Source organism: Dokdonella sp. (genome assembly GCF_019634815.1).
Classification (GTDB): Bacteria; Pseudomonadota; Gammaproteobacteria; order Xanthomonadales; family Rhodanobacteraceae; genus Dokdonella_A.
In genome coordinates this window covers 18,405-33,378 of the sequence record NZ_JAHCAP010000006.1, presented here as the reverse complement: position 1 = coordinate 33,378, position 14,974 = coordinate 18,405, and the positions used below count along the sequence as shown (strand labels likewise).

The window sequence follows — 14,974 nt, the reverse complement described above, 5'->3', positions numbered from 1 at the left end:
CGATGCGCCGTCGACATCGCACCCTGTTGTGGCTGGCCGGCATTTGCGCGGCGCTGGCCATTGCGGTGTATTTCCAGATTCGCCGCGAGAACGTGGTCGATCGCCTGAGCGCGATTGATCCCGCGCAGGTGCGCAGCCTGCGCGTGGAGTGCCGTGGCTGCACCACGCGGCGCTTCGAGCGTGTCGATGGTCACTGGCAGATGCGCGAACCGAGCCCGGTGCGCGCCGACGATGCCGCGGTCGAACGCCTGCTGGCGATTGCCGGAGCGCCGGTGCGTTTTCGTCATCCGCGCGGCGCGCTCGATGCCGGCAAGATCGGCCTGGATCCGCCGCAGGCCGTGCTCACGCTCGATGCCACGGTCCTGCGTTTCGGTGCCACCGATGCGATCAATGGCGATCGCTACGTCGATGCCGGCGCCACCATCGCGCTGGTACCCGATCGCTTCTCGGCGCTGCTGTTCGAACCGGCCGAGCGCGAGATGGCGGTGCCACCCGCGGCCGCGCAATGATGCATGCCGGTTGCACACACCATTTCCCGACAGCAAGGAGTCCGCGATGAATGAGACCTTCAACGCCAGCAGCCGCAACGGACCGATCCTGCTCAGTGACGCGACCGTCACCACCGCCTTCGAATTGCCCGGTTACCGGATCGTGCGCAACATCGGCATCGTTCGCGGCATCATCGTGCGTTCGCGCTCGATCGTCGGCAATTTCTTCGGCGGCCTGCAATCGATCTTCGGCGGCAACATCACCGTCTTCACCGAGCTGTGCGAGCAGGCGCGCGCCGAAACCTATCGTGACATGCTCATGCACGCACGCCAGCGCAATGCGAATGCGATCATCGGCATGCGTTACGACGCCACCGACGTGATGGCCGGCCTCACCGAAGTGCTCTGCTACGGGACTGCGGTGGTGGTCGAGGTCGACGAGCGCTGAAAACATGAGCCCCCATCCGCCGCGGCATCACGGTGCGCCTGATGCCTGAGCTGCCCGAAGTCGAAACCACGCGCCGGGGTCTCGAACCCCATCTGCTTGGTCATCGCGTACTCGCGGTCGAGGTGCGTCAGCGGCAGTTGCGCTGGCCGGTTGCACGCGCCTTGATCCGCGACCTGCCGGGTCAGCGCATCGAGGCGATCGAGCGGCGCGCGAAGTACCTGCTCGTGCACACGCCGGTCGGCAGCGCGGTGTTGCATCTGGGCATGTCGGGGAGTTTGCGCGTGCTGCCGGCGCGGACGCCGATCGGCGCACATGATCATGTCGATTGGCGACTCGATGCCGGGCGCGTGCTGCGTTACACCGATCCGCGCCGCTTCGGTTGCCAGCTCTGGCAGGCGCCGGGAACGACACATGAATTGCTGCAGGACTTGGGCCCCGAGCCCTTGTCGGATGCGTTTGATGGCGACGCGCTGTGGACTCGCTCACGCGGGCGCAAGGCCGCAGTCAAGACCTTCATCATGGATCAGGCGGTGGTGGTGGGCGTTGGCAACATCTACGCGAGTGAGGCGCTGTTCGCCGCGGGCATCCATCCGCTGCGCGCGGCCGGTGCGGTGTCGCGCGAGCGTTACGCGCATCTGGCGCAGGCGATCAAGGGGATCCTCGCCCGCGCGATCGAACGCGGCGGCACCACCTTGCGCGACTTCATCACACCTGATGGCGCGCCGGGCTATTTCGAGCAGGAACTTGCGGTGTATGGCCATGAAGGCGAGGCGTGCCGCGACTGCGGCACGCCGGTTCGTTGCGCTGTGGTCGGTCAGCGCTCGACCTATTGGTGTTCGCGTTGTCAGCGTTGATGCCAGGCACGGCGTTGACGTGAGAGCAATCCTTGCTCGCCAATTCAGGCACGCTCGTTGGCCGAAGGGGCGCTCTAGCTCGAAGCCATACGCCTGGATGCTTCACGCAAGAGCCAGATCCCGGCTTTCGCCGGGATGACCGCTCGTTCGGCCCGGCCTCAACGATAGGCCGGCGGATCGGGCACGAAGTCGTTGGGGAAGGGCTGCGGCGTGCTGCGTGCGATCGGGCGCACGATGATGCCCTGGGCGACGAGGTTGGCGTAGCTGTCGTAGCGGATCGAAACGACCTCGGCCGGACGAGTGGTTGCGCGTTCGAAGGTCGTCTGTTCGACCCGCGCGTATTCGCGATCGCCATGCCCGGTGCCCAATCGCTCGGCCTTGCGCTGCGCGGGCATCGATTGCGCCATTGCCTCCGGGCTGCGCGCGCGATCGGCAGATGCACCTGCTGCGGATTCGGCTTCCTCGGCGCGGGCGCCTGCCGCCGGGTACCTCGGTGCGGGTGACGGCGGCGCGGCTTCCCGGGCGATCTGATCCTTTCGTTCCCAGTAGCGCTCACGTTCGGTGAACACGGCGACGCCGATCACGCCGACATTGGCGGGGCGGCCGGTACGCGCGGCATAGCTGTTGGGCAGGGCGGTGAAGTTGAACTGGGCGATCTCGTCGAGGCTCTTGCGCCATCCTGCGATGTCGATGCTCTGCCACGGCTGCAGCACGTAGCCACCCTGGTCGGAACTGGCGGTTTCGCCGGTGGTCGCATTCACGCCATCGACGCTGAGCACGGCGAGCACGCGACCGCCGCTGCGGTTGGTGAGGCGCACGCTGTAGCGATGGCCAGGCGTACCGGCCACGTAGACCTGGCCGTTGGCGCGCCAGGTCGGCAAGCTTGCGCCGGTGTCGCGGTCGACGACGTTCATGTCGACGATGCGGCCCGCCTGGGCCGGCAACGCAGCGGTGGTGGCGAAGGCGATCAGGGTGGCGCAGATCAGGTGGCGCATGGCGCATCTCCGGTTGGGTTCGGGGCATGCAACGCGCCGGTACGGGCTGCGGGGTTTGAGCGCTTCGGGCCGGGCGGGATAGGATTGCGCCTGACCTTGATGGAATCGCAGCGCCGACGGCCCGCCGCGCGCGCCGCGGCACCCCGCCACGCGCAAAGCCATCGGCCAGCCCGCGCCGGCATCCCACCCGCTGTCCAAGACACCCCGCCATGCACAAGCGACGCATTCTCACCGGCATCACCACTTCGGGCACGCCGCATCTGGGCAACTACGTCGGTGCGGTGCGCCCGGCGATCGCCGCGAGCCGGCGCGAGGATGCCGAGTCGTTCTATTTCCTTGCCGACTATCACGCACTGATCAAGTGCGGCGATCCGGCGCGCGTGCAGCGCTCCACGCTCGAAATCGCCGCGACCTGGCTGGCCTGCGGCCTCGATCCGGACAAGGTGTTCTTCTATCGCCAATCCGACATTGCGGAGATTCCCGAACTCACCTGGCTGCTCACCTGCGTCACCGCCAAGGGCCTGCTCAACCGCGCGCATGCCTACAAGGCCGCGGTCGACGCGAACATGGCAGCAGGCGAGGATGTCGATGCCGGTATCAACGCCGGCCTGTACATGTACCCGGTGTTGATGGCAGCCGACATCCTCATCTTCAATGCGCACGAGGTGCCGGTCGGGCGTGATCAGATCCAGCACATCGAGATGGCGCGCGACATCGGCCAGCGCTTCAACCATCTCTATGCCGACGAATATTTCACCCTGCCCGAGGCGCGCATCGAGGAAAACGTCGCCACCTTGCCCGGCACCGACGGACGCAAGATGTCCAAGAGCTACAACAACACGATTCCGCTGTTCGAGCCGCCTGCGAAGCTGCGCAGCGCGATCATGGGCATCGTCACCGATTCGCGCGCGCCCGGCGAAGCCAAGGACACCGAAGGCTCGAATCTGTTTGCGCTGTATCAAGCCTTTGCCACGCCCGCGGAAACCGCGGCGATGCGCGTCGCGTTCGCCGAAGGCATCGGTTGGGGCGAGGCCAAGCAGAAACTGTACGAGCGCGTCGAGAGTGAGCTCGCGCCACTGCGCGAGCGCTACGACGCGTTGATGGCGCATCCCGCGCGCATCGAAGAACTGCTGCACGCAGGTGCGGCCAAGGCGCGCGCGCGCAGCGTGCCCCTGCTCGCGAGGTTGCGCCATGCGGTCGGCATCCGCCGCCTCGTCGACGCGGGCACAACCGTCACCACCGGCAAGACAAATGCGGGCGCTGCGCTGCCCCAGCTCAAGAGCTATCGCGAGGCCGACGGCAAGTTCCATTTCAAGCTCAGCGACATCGATGGCACGGTGTTGCTTGCCAGTCGCGGTTTCGGCGCACCCAGGGACGCCGGCCTGCTGAGCGCGGCACTGGTCGAGGCTGGCGGCGACGTTGCGGCTGTGCGCGCGTTGTTGCTCAAGTGTGCGCCGGCCGATGACAGTGCACTGCCGGTCGAGCCGATTGCTGCCGCGCTTGGCTTGCTCAAGGCCGATCGGCTGGCCAAGGCCGCGGCCAAGGCGCGTTGAGCCGCAGCGCGTGCCCTGCCGTGCAGCGCCGGGGCCTTGGCCCGGTGTAAGCTTGCCGCTACGTCACACCCCTGACCAAGTTGCCGCGCCGTGTCTGTCCATCAGTTCGTGCTGGGCCTGCTCGCCCTGTATCTCGCCTGCGTGCTGTTCGTGCATTTCCGCGGTCGCGAGCGGCTGAGTTTCAAGCGCCAGTTGCTTGATCATTCGGGCTTCTTCGCGCCCTACAACGTGCTGCTCTATTTGTTCTCCGCCTTGCCGGCGCGGCCCTATCCCGAGCGCAGCGCATTTGCCTACATGGATCCGGTGCGCGCGCAGTGGCAGACGATTCGCAAGGAGGCGATGCGCCTGTTCGACGAGGGCTACATCCGCGCCGCCGAGAAGAACAATGACGCCAGCTTCGCCTCGTTCTTCAGGACCGGTTGGAAGCGTTTCTATCTCAAGTGGTACGACCTGCCGCCCCAGTCCGCGCGCGTGCTGTGTCCACAGACCGTCGCCCTGGTCGAGTCGGTACCGCAGATCAAGGCGGCGATGTTCGCCTTGCTGCCGGCGGGTGCCAAGCTCAATCCGCACCGCGATCCGTTTGCCGGTTCGCTGCGCTATCACCTGGGCCTGTCCACGCCCAATTCCGAAGCCTGTCACATCTTCGTCGATGGCCAGTCCTATGCCTGGCGGGATGGCGAGGACGTGATCTTCGACGAGACTTATGTGCATTGGGTCGAAAACGACACCGACACCACCCGCGTGATCCTGTTCTGCGATCTCGAGCGTCCCTTGCGCACGCGCCTGATGCGGGCTATCAACAGCTGGATCTCGGGCGTGCTCGGCCGCGCCACCGCGACCCAGAACATGGGCGGCGAGCGGGTTGGCACGGTCAACCGCATGTACGCGGGCGCCGAGCGCATGGGCGAGCTGCGCAAGCGCTTCAAGCGCGCACTGCCGTGGACCTACCAGATCAGCCGCGCGACGCTCGCGCTGGCCTTGCTCGCCTGGCTGCTGTCGCCGTGGTGGCGGCCGCTGCTGTGAGTTGCGTGCACATTGCGGCGGCGACCAGACTGCGGAGCGTTCGATGCTGAGGACCTATCAAGGCAGCTGTCACTGCGGCGCGGTGCGGTTCGAGGCCGACATCGATCTCGAGCAGCCAACCTATCGCTGCAACTGCTCGATTTGCCGGCGTACGCGGTTCTGGCCGGCGATCGTGCGTGATGGTGGTGTACGCGTGCTCGCGGGCGCGAAGGAGCTGACGCGCTATACCTTCAACTCGCACAAGAACGAGCACTATTTCTGCCGCCACTGCGGTGTGCGGCCATTCGGGATCGGTACCCAGACCCCGATTGGCAGGATGTACGGGGTCAATCTCGGCTGCCTCGAAGGCCTCAGCGAGGAAGCGTTGTCGCAACTGGCCATCACGCACGTCGATGGCCTGCACGATCGCTGGCAGGATGCGCCCGAGTTCAACGCTCACCTCTGAGGTCGTGGTTGGATCGGTGTGGCTGCTACAATCGCCGCGCGCGCGTTGCCGAAACGGGACGTCGTCGCGCCAAGCAAGCCCTTCACAGCCGACCTGACGATCCCTGCGCGCTGCCGCTCGAGCCGCAGCGCGCCACCGAACCATGCCGCTGACCCGCTTCCGATTGCCGCCGCGCCGCCTGCGCGAGCTGCGCGAGACCCTGCATCTGGCGGTGCCGCTCGTGCTCGGCCAGCTTTCGGCGGTGGGCATGAACGTGGTCGATGCGGTGCTTGCCGGGCATCTCGACGCGCACACGCTCGGCGCGGTCGCGGTCGGCACCAGCATCTGGTCGATTTCGATCGTGGTGGCGATCGGCGTGATGATGGCGTTGCCGCCCTCGGTGGCGCAGCTGCACGGCGCCGGGCGCAATGGCGAGATCGGGCCACTGTTCCGCCAGGCGCTGTGGCTGGCGCTGATGCTCGGCAGTCTGCTCGCCCTGGGCACTTACTGGGTCGGGCCCTTCATCGTCAGCCACATCGGCATCGATCCGCCGCTGGTCGCCGATGTCGGCCATTTTCTGCATGCGATCGCCTTCGGCGCGCCGGCGCTGGCGGTGTTCTTTGCGCTGCGCGGCCTGGGTGAGGGCATCGGGATGCCGCGGCCGACCCTGTATTTCAGCCTGCTCGGGCTCGTGCTGCTGGTACCGATCGGTTATGCGCTGATGTACGGTGCCTTTGGCCTTCCGCGGCTCGGTGCGTTCGGCAGCGGCATGGCCACGGCGATCGTGTTGTGGCTGCAGGCGAGCCTGTTCGCGCTGTATGTCTGGCGCAGCCGCCACTATCAGGGGCTCGATGCGTTTGCCGGTTTCGAATGGCCCGACGCGCGCGCAATTGCTGGTTTGCTGCGAATCGGCGTGCCGATGGGCGTGACCTTGTTCATGGAGGCAAGCCTGTTCATTGGTGTGGCGCTGGCGATCGGCACACTCGGCACCGACGTGATTGCCGGACACCAGATCGCGATCAATGTCGCCTCGGTCGCGTTCATGCTGCCGTTGGGCATCGCGATGGCGACCACCGTGCGGGTCGGCCATGCGGTCGGTGCCGGCGATGCCGATCGCGTGCGCGACGCGGGCGCGGTGGGTCTGGTGATGACCCTCGCCACGCAGACGCTGACCGCAAGCATCATGTTTCTTGCGCCGGCCTTGATTGCGCGTCTGTACACGCACGACGAGGCGGTGATCGCGGTCGCGGTCAAATTGCTCATGCTCGCCGGCCTGTTCCAGTTTTCCGATGGCATCCAGTGCGTCGCCAATGGCGCGCTGCGCGGGCTCAAGGACACGCGGGTGCCGATGCTGATCACCCTGTTCGCCTACTGGATGGTCGGCCTGCCGGTCGGCTGGTGGCTGGCCTTCGGTCATGGCCAGGGCGCACCCGGCTTGTGGGTGGGCCTGATTGCGGGCCTGAGCGTGGCTGCGGTGCTGCTCACGCGGCGTTTCCGGCGGTTGTCGCGACGCCCCCTGAGTGAGTTCACCCATGACTCCCGTGCCATGCCCAGCCACGGGGGTTTGGGGTAGGCTGGAATCATTCCCGTCCGGCTGTCGCGGGCACCGCCTTGGGCGAGTGCCCACGTCGGCAGGCAATCCGGGGCGGCGTTGAACCGCATGACCCCCGACTTTGGCAGCAGGCGCCGCTCGGCGCTTTTGGAGCTTCACATGGCAGATGCACCCCGTGGTCCGATCCGGCGCTTTTTCGGCGCGATCTGGAATACCGTCAATTTCACCCGCCGTCTGGTCTTCAACCTGATCTTCGTGATCGTGCTGGTGGCGGTGGTGAAGGCCCTTTTCGCCGAACGTGCCGTGATCGAATCGCGCACCGCCCTGGTGCTCGATCCGGCCGGCGCGGTGGTCGAGCAGTTTTCGAGCGACCCCGCGCAGCGTGCACTGGCGGGCCTGGCTGGCAATCAGGAAGCCGAGGTGCAGTTGCGTGATCTGCTCGATGCGATCGACGCTGCCGCCAAGGACTCGCGCATCGAGCGCATGGTGTTCGTGCCCGACCAGATCACCGCACTCGGCCTCGCCAGCGCGCGCGAACTCGGCGCGGCCTTCGATCGCTTCAAGGCCAGCGGCAAGGAAATCGTCGCGGTGAGCGCGGGCATGGAGCAGAACGTCTACCTGCTCGCCGCGCACGCCAACCGCATCCTGCTCGACCCCGAAGGCGCGGTCCTGCTCGAAGGCTTCGCCAACTACCGCAGCTACTACAAGGGCGCGCTGGACAAGCTCGGCGTGCAGGCGCATCTGATCCGCGTGGGCACCTACAAGTCTGCCGGCGAGCCTTATGTGCTCGACCATGCCTCGGATGCAGCCAAGGAAGCCGATGCCTACTGGATGGGTGGCATCTGGCAGGAATACCTCGACGAAGTCGGCAGCCTGCGCAAGATCGATCCGGCCGGGCTCGCCGACGACATCGCCCATTACGACAGCCGCATTGCCGCACAGGATGGCGATCTCGCCAAGCTCGCGCTCGAGCAGAAGCTGGTCGACGAACTTGCCACGCGCGCCCAGGCGCGCGCTCAGCTGCGCGCGCTCGGCGCGGCCGAGGGCGGCGACAGCTTCCGCCAGATCGACTTCCGCCGCTATCTGGGATCCACGCTTGCACAGCGTCTGCCGCGCGGCGGCGATGCGGTGGCGGTGGTGGTGGCACAAGGCGAGATCGTGCCCGGTGAACGGCAACCCGGAATGATCGGCGGCACCTCGACCGCGAACATCATCCGCGGCGCGCGCGAAGACGCCAGCGTCAAGGCGATCGTGCTGCGCGTGAACTCACCCGGCGGCGACGTGTTTGCTTCCGAGCAAGTGCGCCGCGAACTGGCGCTGGCGCGTGAAGCCGGCAAGCCGGTGGTGGTGTCGATGGGCGATGTGGCCGCGAGCGGCGGCTACTGGATTTCGCTCGCCAGCGACGAGATCTGGGCCGAACCGAACACAATCACCGGGTCGATCGGCATCTTCGGCCTGTTCATGACCATTCCCGACGCGCTCGGCAAGCTCGGCATCAACACCGATGGTGTCGGCACCACGCCGCTGGCGGGTGCGTTCGACATCCGCCGCCCGTTGTCGGCGCAGATGGAAGCGGTGCTGTCGAGCGTGATCGGACGCGGCTACCAGCAGTTCATCGGCAATGTCGCCAAGGCCCGCGGCAAGACGCCCGAGCAGGTCGATCAAATCGCCCAGGGTCGGGTGTGGAGTGGCGCGCAGGCGAAGGAGCGTGGTCTGGTCGACAAACTCGGCGGCCTCACCGACGCCATTGCTTCCGCCGCGGCACGGGCCAAGCTCGGCGAAAACTTCCAGGTGCGTTACGTCGAGCCACCGATGAGTCCGTGGCAGCGCATTGCGATGGCGATAGGCGGCAGCGACGCCGCGGTGGGCATCGCGCGCTGGAGCGGGTTCAGCCTGCCGCCGGGCACGCTCAACCGCGGCGAAATGCGTGAGCTGTCGGCGCTCGCCGACATACTGCGTGGCAAACGCTACGCGATGTTCGCCCACTGCCTGTGCGAGCCGCATTGAAGCACCGCAGCAGCGGGCAGCGTCGTCCAGTTTGAACGAGACAGGCCGCTTGCGGCCTGTCGACCACTTGAATCCGCGATTCCACTTCGAGACTGACCATGTCGAGCCACAAACTCAAACCCTTGCCGGGCCTGATCTTCTTCTCGCGCTGGTTGCAACTGCCGCTGTATCTGGGCCTGATCATCGCCCAGGGCGCCTATGTCTACCTGTTCCTGACCGAACTGTGGCACCTGATCGATGACGTCGACACGCTCAATGAGCAGGGCGTGATGCTGATCGTGCTCGGTCTGATCGACGTGGTGATGATCAGCAATCTGCTGGTGATGGTGATCGTCGGCGGGTACGAAACCTTCGTTTCGCGGCTTGGTCTGCAGGGTCATCCCGACCAGCCCGAGTGGCTCAGTCACGTCAACGCCAGCGTACTCAAGGTCAAGCTGGCGATGGCGATCATTGGCATCTCCTCGATCCACCTGCTCAAGACCTTCATCGAGGCCGGCCAACTCGGCTTGCCGCTGTGCGATGCGGCGGCGCTCGGCGCGCGCATTCCCTGCAGCAAGGTCACCACCGCGAGCGTGATGTGGCAGACCATCATCCACTGCGTGTTCATCCTCTCGGCGATCGGCATCGCGCTGACCGACAAGGTGATGACCAACAACAGCGGCAAGCGCGTGCAGGTTGCCCACTGAGCGCGCGCAAGCTGCACCGCGCGTCGCAGCGCTCAGCGCAGCGCTGCGTTGATCTTGTCGAGGACGGCCGCGCCGGGGCAAAGCACGGTGGCGTCGAGTGAGTTGAGCGGTGCCGCCACCGTCTTGAGATGGGTGTGCAGGTCCTGCGCCTCGGGGTCGACATAGAGCAGGCCGGTGACGATCTCGCCAGCGGCCTGGCGTTCGTGCACGTAGGTCATCGCGGCCACGCGATCGGACGGATCGTAGGCCGTCTCGAGCTTGCGCAGGCGCAGGCTGCTACCGTCGTGCTGCTCGACTTCGATGAGTTCGCCGGGCGCGTAATCGACGGTGATTTCCTCGCGCGGCGTGATGAAGTCGAGGCGGTTGATCGCGTCGTTGTGTTCACGCACGTAGTCGTAGCTCTTGGTGCTGCCGGCGTGGTTGTTGAAGGCGACGCAGGGGCTGATGACGTCGATGATCGCCGCGCCCCGATGCGCGATCGCGCCCTTGATCAGCGGCACCAGTTGTTCCTTGTCGCCGGAAAAGCCGCGTGCGACATAGGTCGCGCCCAGTTGCAGCGCGAGGCCGACGAGGTCGATCGGCGCGTCGGTATTGACCACACCCTTCTTCGACACCGAGCCGATGTCGGCGGTGGCCGAGAACTGGCCCTTGGTGAGACCGTACACGCCATTGTTCTCGACGATGTAAACCATGCACACACCGCGCCGGATCGCGTGCACGAACTGGCCGATGCCGATCGAGGCCGAGTCGCCGTCGCCCGAGACGCCCAGATACAGCAGGTCGCGGTTGGCGAGATTGGCGCCGGTGAGCACCGAGGGCATGCGTCCGTGCACGGTATTGAATCCGTGTGAGGGGCCGAGAAAGTAATCGGGCGTCTTGCTGCTGCAGCCGATGCCGCTGAGCTTGGCCACGCGATGCGGCTCGATCGCCAACTCCCAGCAGGCGCGCACGATCGCCGCCGAAATCGAGTCGTGGCCGCAGCCCGCGCACAGCGTGGAGATCTTGCCTTCGTAGTCGCGGCGCGTGTAACCGAGTGAATTGCAGGCGAGCGACGGGTGATGCAGCCTGGGTTTGGGCAGGTAGGTCATGCGTTGGCGGCCTCGGCCGGATGCGTGGGGACCTGCGCGCCGCGCAGCTCGCGCGCGATCGAGCCGGTGATGAAGCGCGCGGTGATCGGCGTGCCGTCGAAATGCAGCACCGGCACGAGTCGTGCCGGATCGATCCCGAATTCGTTGACCAGCATCGAGCGCAATTGCGCGTCGCGGTTTTGCTCGACCACGAACACGCGCTCGTGCGCGGCGATGAATTGGGCGACGGAATCGGGGAACGGGAACGCGCGGATGCGCAGGGTGTCGAGCGGCAGGCCTTCGCGCTCGAGTGCGACGATCGCCTCGTCCATCGCCGGCGCGGTCGAGCCGAAGTGGATCGCGCCGAAGCGCGTTGCGCGTGCCGCATTGCGCTCGATCGGCTGCGGCACCATCGCCTTGGCGGTATCGAACTTGGTGAGCAGGCGCTGCACGTTGTAGATGTAGTCGGCGCCGCGCTCGGAATAGCGCGCATATGGATCGCGCGAGGTGCCGCGGGTGAAGTACGCGCCCTTGCTCGGATGCGTGCCCGGCCAGGTGCGCCACGGAATGCCGTCGCCGTCGACGTCCTTGTAGCGTCCGAAATCCTTGCCCGCCTCCAATTCGGCCGCGCTCATCACCTTGCCGCGATCGTACACACGCGCACCATCCCAGCGCAGCGGCGCGCACAGGCGCTGGTTCATGCCGATGTCGAGATCGGTCATCACGAACACCGGCGTCTGCAGGCGGTCGGCGAGGTCGAGCGCCTGCGCCGAGAACTCGAAACACTCGTGCGGATCCTCGGGAAACAGCAGCACATGCCTGGTGTCGCCATGCGAGGCATAGGCACAGGAAAGCAGGTCGGCCTGCTGGGTGCGCGTGGGCATGCCGGTGGAAGGGCCGCCGCGCTGCACGTTGATGATCGTCAGCGGAATTTCGGCGAAGTAGGCCAGGCCGATGAATTCGGTCATCAGCGATACGCCCGGGCCCGAGGTCGTGGTGAACGCGCGTGCACCATTCCAGCCGGCGCCGACCACCATGCCGATCGAGGCGATCTCGTCCTCGGCTTGCACGATCGCGTAGTTGCGTGCGCCGCTGTCCGCATCGACACGGTACTTGCCGCAGTATTTCTCGAAGGCTTCGGCGACCGACGAGGACGGCGTGATTGGATACCACGCGCAGACGCTGGCGCCGCCATAGACGCAGCCGAGCGCCGCGGCGCTGTTGCCATCGACGAAAATGCGATCGCCGACCGCGTCGGCGCGTTGCACCGCAAGGCCAATCGGCTGGCCGGCGAAATGCTCGCGCGCATAGTCGCGGCCGATGTGCAGCGCGCGTACATTGGGCTCGTAGAGCTTGGGCTTGTTGCGATACTGCTCGCCGATGAGCGCCTCGAACACTTCGGCATCGATGCCCAGCAGCAGCGACAGCGCGCCAACGTAGATGATGTTCTTGAACAACTGGCGCTGGCGCGGGTCGTCGTAGGTGGCGTTGCAGATCTGCGTGATCGGCATCGCCAGCGTGCGCACGTCGTCGCGGAACTTCGACTTTGGCAACGGCCGCGTCGAGTCGTAGAACAGATAACCACCGGCGGCAATCTCGGCGACATCCGCATCGAAGGTCTGCGGATTCATCGCCACCATGAAATCGATGCCGCCGCGCCTACCGAGCCAGCCATCGGCGCTTACGCGCACTTCGTACCAGGTCGGCAAACCCTGGATGTTCGACGGAAAGATGTTGCGCGGGCTGACCGGCACGCCCATGCGAAGGATCGCCTTGGCGAACAATTCGTTGGCCGAGGCCGAACCCGAGCCGTTGACGTTGGCGAACTTGATGACGAAATCGTTGACGGCGGTGATGGCCTTCATGGGCGCGGCTTCCGTGGCATGCTCGTTGACGTGGCGCTCATGCCGCCTCCTGCCTGGCATCGGGTTTGGCATCGCCCGCATGCGACAGTTCGATCAGGTACTTCTGCATGTCCCAGGCGCCAGTCGGGCAGCGCTCGGCGCACAGGCCGCAGTGCAGGCAGACATCCTCGTCCTTGACCATTACGCGCCCGGTCTTGACCGGACCCGACACGTACAGCGCCTGCTCGGTGTTGAGCGCGGGCGCGGTCAACTGCATGCGCAGCTCGCCTTCCTCGGCATTGACGGTGAAGGTGATGCAGTCCATCGGGCAGATGTCGACGCAAGCGTCGCACTCGATGCACAGATGATCTGAAAACACCGTCTGAACGTCGCAGTTGAGGCAGCGTTGCGCTTCCTTCCACGCGGTTTCGGCATCGAAACCCAGCTCGACTTCGAGGCTCATGCTCTTGAGTGTCTTGGCCGGATCGGCCCACGGCACCCTGTAGCGCAGGTCGGGCGAGATGTTGTTGTCGTAGCTCCACTCGTGGATGCCCATCTTCTGCGACATCACCTCGACCGCCGGCAGCGGGCGCGCATGCGTGTCGGCGCCGCCGAGCAGGAGTTCGATCGACAGCGCGGCTTCGTGGCCGTGTGCAACCGCCCAGATGATGTTCTTCGGCCCGAACGCGGCATCGCCGCCGAACAACACGTGAGGCAGGCTCGACTGCATCGTGGTCTGGTCGACCACCGGCATGTCCCATTTCGGATCGAAGCTGATGCCGATGTCGCGCTCGATCCACGGAAACGCGTTCTCCTGGCCGACCGCGATCAGCACCTCGTCGCAGTCGTGGCGCTCGTCGGGCTCGCCGGTCGGCACCAGCTTGCGGCGGCCATCGGCACCATGTTCGACGCGCACCTTCTCGAACGTCATGCCGACCAGGCGGCCGTTCTCGTGCAGGAAGGCCTTGGGTACGCGGCAGTCGAGGATCGGAATGCCCTCGTGCATCGCGTCTTCCTTCTCCCACGGACTCGCCTTCATTTCATCGAAGCCCGAACGCACGATCACCTTGACCTCGTCGCCGCCGAGCCGCTTGGCCGAGCGACAGCAGTCCATCGCGGTGTTGCCGCCGCCGAGCACGATCACGCGCTTGCCGACCTGGCTGATGTGGCCGAAATAGACCGAGGCGAGCCAGTCGATGCCGACATGGATCTGCGCCGCGGCTTCCTGTCGGCCGGGCAGGTCGAGATCGCGCCCACGCGGCGCGCCGCAGCCGATGAAGATCGCGTCGAATTGCTCTGCGAGCAGCGCCTTGAGCGAATCGATGCGGCGGCCGGCCACGAACTCGACACCCAGACCGAGGATGTAGCCGGTCTCTTCGTCGATGACTTCCTCGGGCAGCCGGAAGCGCGGCACCTGGGTACGCATGAAGCCACCGGGTTTCGCGTCGGCTTCGAACACGGTGACGCGATAGCCGAGCGGCGCGAGATCACGCGCGACCGTGAGCGAGGACGGACCCGCACCGACACAGGCCACGCGCTTGCCGTTCCAGCGCGCCGCGGGCTTGGGCAGGCGCGCCTGCACATCATCCTTGAGATCGGCGGCGACACGCTTCAAGCGGCAGATCGCCACCGGCTCGGGTTTGTTGCCCGTGCTTTCCTCGACGCGACTGCGCCGGCATGCAGGCTCGCAGGGTCGATCGCAGGTGCGGCCGAGAATCCCGGGAAACACATTCGCCTGCCAGTTCACCATGTAGGCATCGGAATAGCGGCCCGCGGCGATCAGGCGGATGTATTCGGGCACCGGCGTGTGTGCCGGACACGCCCACTGACAATCGACGACCTTGTGGAAATAGGCCGGGTTGCGGATATCGGTTGGTTGCACGTCTGCCTCGGTTCAACGCGCCGCGCGGGCTTGGCGCGAGCCTAGACCCGTGATTGGCGCACGCAAAGGTGCGCCGCACCATTGAGCGGGCCGGAATGCGCCTTGTCGCGATTGCCGACTCGAACGGACCCGCTGACGCGCCATCGGGCCC

12 protein-coding genes and 1 pseudogene are annotated in these 14,974 nt (G+C 66.1%); 9 read left to right on the top strand and 4 right to left on the bottom strand.

Annotated features, from left to right (window positions below; translation table 11 throughout):
• Nucleotides 1-2 precede the first annotated feature (2 nt).
• Genes KF759_RS04830 through mutM form a run of 3 tightly spaced genes read left to right on the top strand, consistent with a single transcriptional unit; the run spans nucleotide 3 to nucleotide 1,790 of the window.
• Nucleotides 3-509, top strand: coding sequence for a hypothetical protein (locus KF759_RS04830; RefSeq protein WP_291223278.1), 507 nt, complete (start codon nucleotides 3-5; stop codon nucleotides 507-509).
• Between the two features lie 46 nt (nucleotides 510-555).
• Nucleotides 556-936, top strand: coding sequence for a YbjQ family protein (locus tag KF759_RS04825; RefSeq protein WP_291223277.1), 381 nt, complete (start codon nucleotides 556-558; stop codon nucleotides 934-936).
• A gap of 41 nt (nucleotides 937-977) precedes the next feature.
• Nucleotides 978-1,790: a bifunctional DNA-formamidopyrimidine glycosylase/DNA-(apurinic or apyrimidinic site) lyase gene (gene mutM, locus KF759_RS04820; RefSeq protein ID WP_291223276.1), complete on the top strand. Its 813-nt coding sequence runs from the start codon at nucleotides 978-980 to the stop codon at nucleotides 1,788-1,790.
• Between the two features lie 158 nt (nucleotides 1,791-1,948).
• Here mutM and KF759_RS04815 read toward each other — a convergent pair whose 3' ends face one another.
• Complete coding sequence (locus tag KF759_RS04815) at nucleotides 1,949-2,785, bottom strand: hypothetical protein (RefSeq protein WP_291223275.1); 837 nt, start codon at nucleotides 2,783-2,785, stop codon at nucleotides 1,949-1,951.
• Nucleotides 2,786-2,994: 209 nt separating this feature from the next.
• Here KF759_RS04815 and KF759_RS04810 point away from each other — a divergent pair.
• From KF759_RS04810 to KF759_RS04785, 6 genes and pseudogenes are all read left to right on the top strand, one after another.
• Nucleotides 2,995-4,215: pseudogene (locus tag KF759_RS04810) on the top strand (tryptophan--tRNA ligase); the annotation flags it as partial.
• Between the two features lie 213 nt (nucleotides 4,216-4,428).
• Nucleotides 4,429-5,361 carry an aspartyl/asparaginyl beta-hydroxylase domain-containing protein gene (locus tag KF759_RS04805; protein ID WP_291223273.1) on the top strand — a complete coding sequence of 311 codons (933 nt, stop codon included), beginning with the start codon at nucleotides 4,429-4,431 and terminating at the stop codon, nucleotides 5,359-5,361.
• Between the two features lie 43 nt (nucleotides 5,362-5,404).
• Nucleotides 5,405-5,806, top strand: coding sequence for a GFA family protein (locus tag KF759_RS04800; RefSeq protein WP_291223272.1), 402 nt, complete (start codon nucleotides 5,405-5,407; stop codon nucleotides 5,804-5,806).
• Between the two features lie 142 nt (nucleotides 5,807-5,948).
• Complete coding sequence (locus KF759_RS04795; RefSeq protein WP_291223271.1) at nucleotides 5,949-7,358, top strand: MATE family efflux transporter; 1,410 nt, start codon at nucleotides 5,949-5,951, stop codon at nucleotides 7,356-7,358.
• A gap of 138 nt (nucleotides 7,359-7,496) precedes the next feature.
• Nucleotides 7,497-9,344 carry a signal peptide peptidase SppA gene (gene sppA, locus KF759_RS04790; RefSeq protein WP_291223270.1) on the top strand — a complete coding sequence of 616 codons (1,848 nt, stop codon included), beginning with the start codon at nucleotides 7,497-7,499 and terminating at the stop codon, nucleotides 9,342-9,344.
• Nucleotides 9,345-9,442: 98 nt separating this feature from the next.
• On the top strand, nucleotides 9,443-10,030 hold the full coding sequence (locus tag KF759_RS04785; protein ID WP_291223269.1) for a TIGR00645 family protein: 588 nt from the start codon (nucleotides 9,443-9,445) through the stop codon (nucleotides 10,028-10,030).
• A 32-nt stretch (nucleotides 10,031-10,062) separates the two neighbouring features.
• Here KF759_RS04785 and KF759_RS04780 read toward each other — a convergent pair whose 3' ends face one another.
• Genes KF759_RS04780 through KF759_RS04770 form a run of 3 tightly spaced genes read right to left on the bottom strand, consistent with a single transcriptional unit; the run spans nucleotide 10,063 to nucleotide 14,823 of the window.
• Nucleotides 10,063-11,118 (bottom strand): 2-oxoacid:ferredoxin oxidoreductase subunit beta, encoded by a 1,056-nt coding sequence (locus KF759_RS04780; protein ID WP_291223268.1) that lies wholly within the window; start codon nucleotides 11,116-11,118, stop codon nucleotides 10,063-10,065.
• The gene (locus tag KF759_RS04775; RefSeq protein WP_291223267.1) at nucleotides 11,115-12,962 is read right to left on the bottom strand and encodes a 2-oxoacid:acceptor oxidoreductase subunit alpha; all 1,848 of its coding nucleotides are present in this window, start codon (nucleotides 12,960-12,962) and stop codon (nucleotides 11,115-11,117) included. The genes KF759_RS04780 and KF759_RS04775 overlap by 4 nt, the downstream gene beginning before the upstream one ends.
• Before the next feature lie 37 nt (nucleotides 12,963-12,999).
• Nucleotides 13,000-14,823, bottom strand: coding sequence for an FAD-dependent oxidoreductase (locus tag KF759_RS04770; protein WP_291223266.1), 1,824 nt, complete (start codon nucleotides 14,821-14,823; stop codon nucleotides 13,000-13,002).
• Between the last annotated feature and the right edge of the window lie 151 nt (nucleotides 14,824-14,974).

Excerpts from the sequence above, each read along its gene's own strand:
- KF759_RS04780 (WP_291223268.1), bottom strand. The coding sequence starts at position 11,118 with ATGACCTACCTGCCCAAACCCAGGCTGCATCACCCGTCGCTCGCCTGC.
- sppA (WP_291223270.1), top strand. The coding sequence starts at position 7,497 with ATGGCAGATGCACCCCGTGGTCCGATCCGGCGCTTTTTCGGCGCGATC.
- KF759_RS04800 (WP_291223272.1), top strand. The coding sequence starts at position 5,405 with ATGCTGAGGACCTATCAAGGCAGCTGTCACTGCGGCGCGGTGCGGTTC.
- KF759_RS04815 (WP_291223275.1), bottom strand. The coding sequence starts at position 2,785 with ATGCGCCACCTGATCTGCGCCACCCTGATCGCCTTCGCCACCACCGCT.
- KF759_RS04785 (WP_291223269.1), top strand. The coding sequence starts at position 9,443 with ATGTCGAGCCACAAACTCAAACCCTTGCCGGGCCTGATCTTCTTCTCG.
- mutM (WP_291223276.1), top strand. The coding sequence starts at position 978 with ATGCCTGAGCTGCCCGAAGTCGAAACCACGCGCCGGGGTCTCGAACCC.
- KF759_RS04825 (WP_291223277.1), top strand. The coding sequence starts at position 556 with ATGAATGAGACCTTCAACGCCAGCAGCCGCAACGGACCGATCCTGCTC.
- KF759_RS04795 (WP_291223271.1), top strand. The coding sequence starts at position 5,949 with ATGCCGCTGACCCGCTTCCGATTGCCGCCGCGCCGCCTGCGCGAGCTG.
- KF759_RS04830 (WP_291223278.1), top strand. The coding sequence starts at position 3 with ATGCGCCGTCGACATCGCACCCTGTTGTGGCTGGCCGGCATTTGCGCG.
- KF759_RS04775 (WP_291223267.1), bottom strand. The coding sequence starts at position 12,962 with ATGAAGGCCATCACCGCCGTCAACGATTTCGTCATCAAGTTCGCCAAC.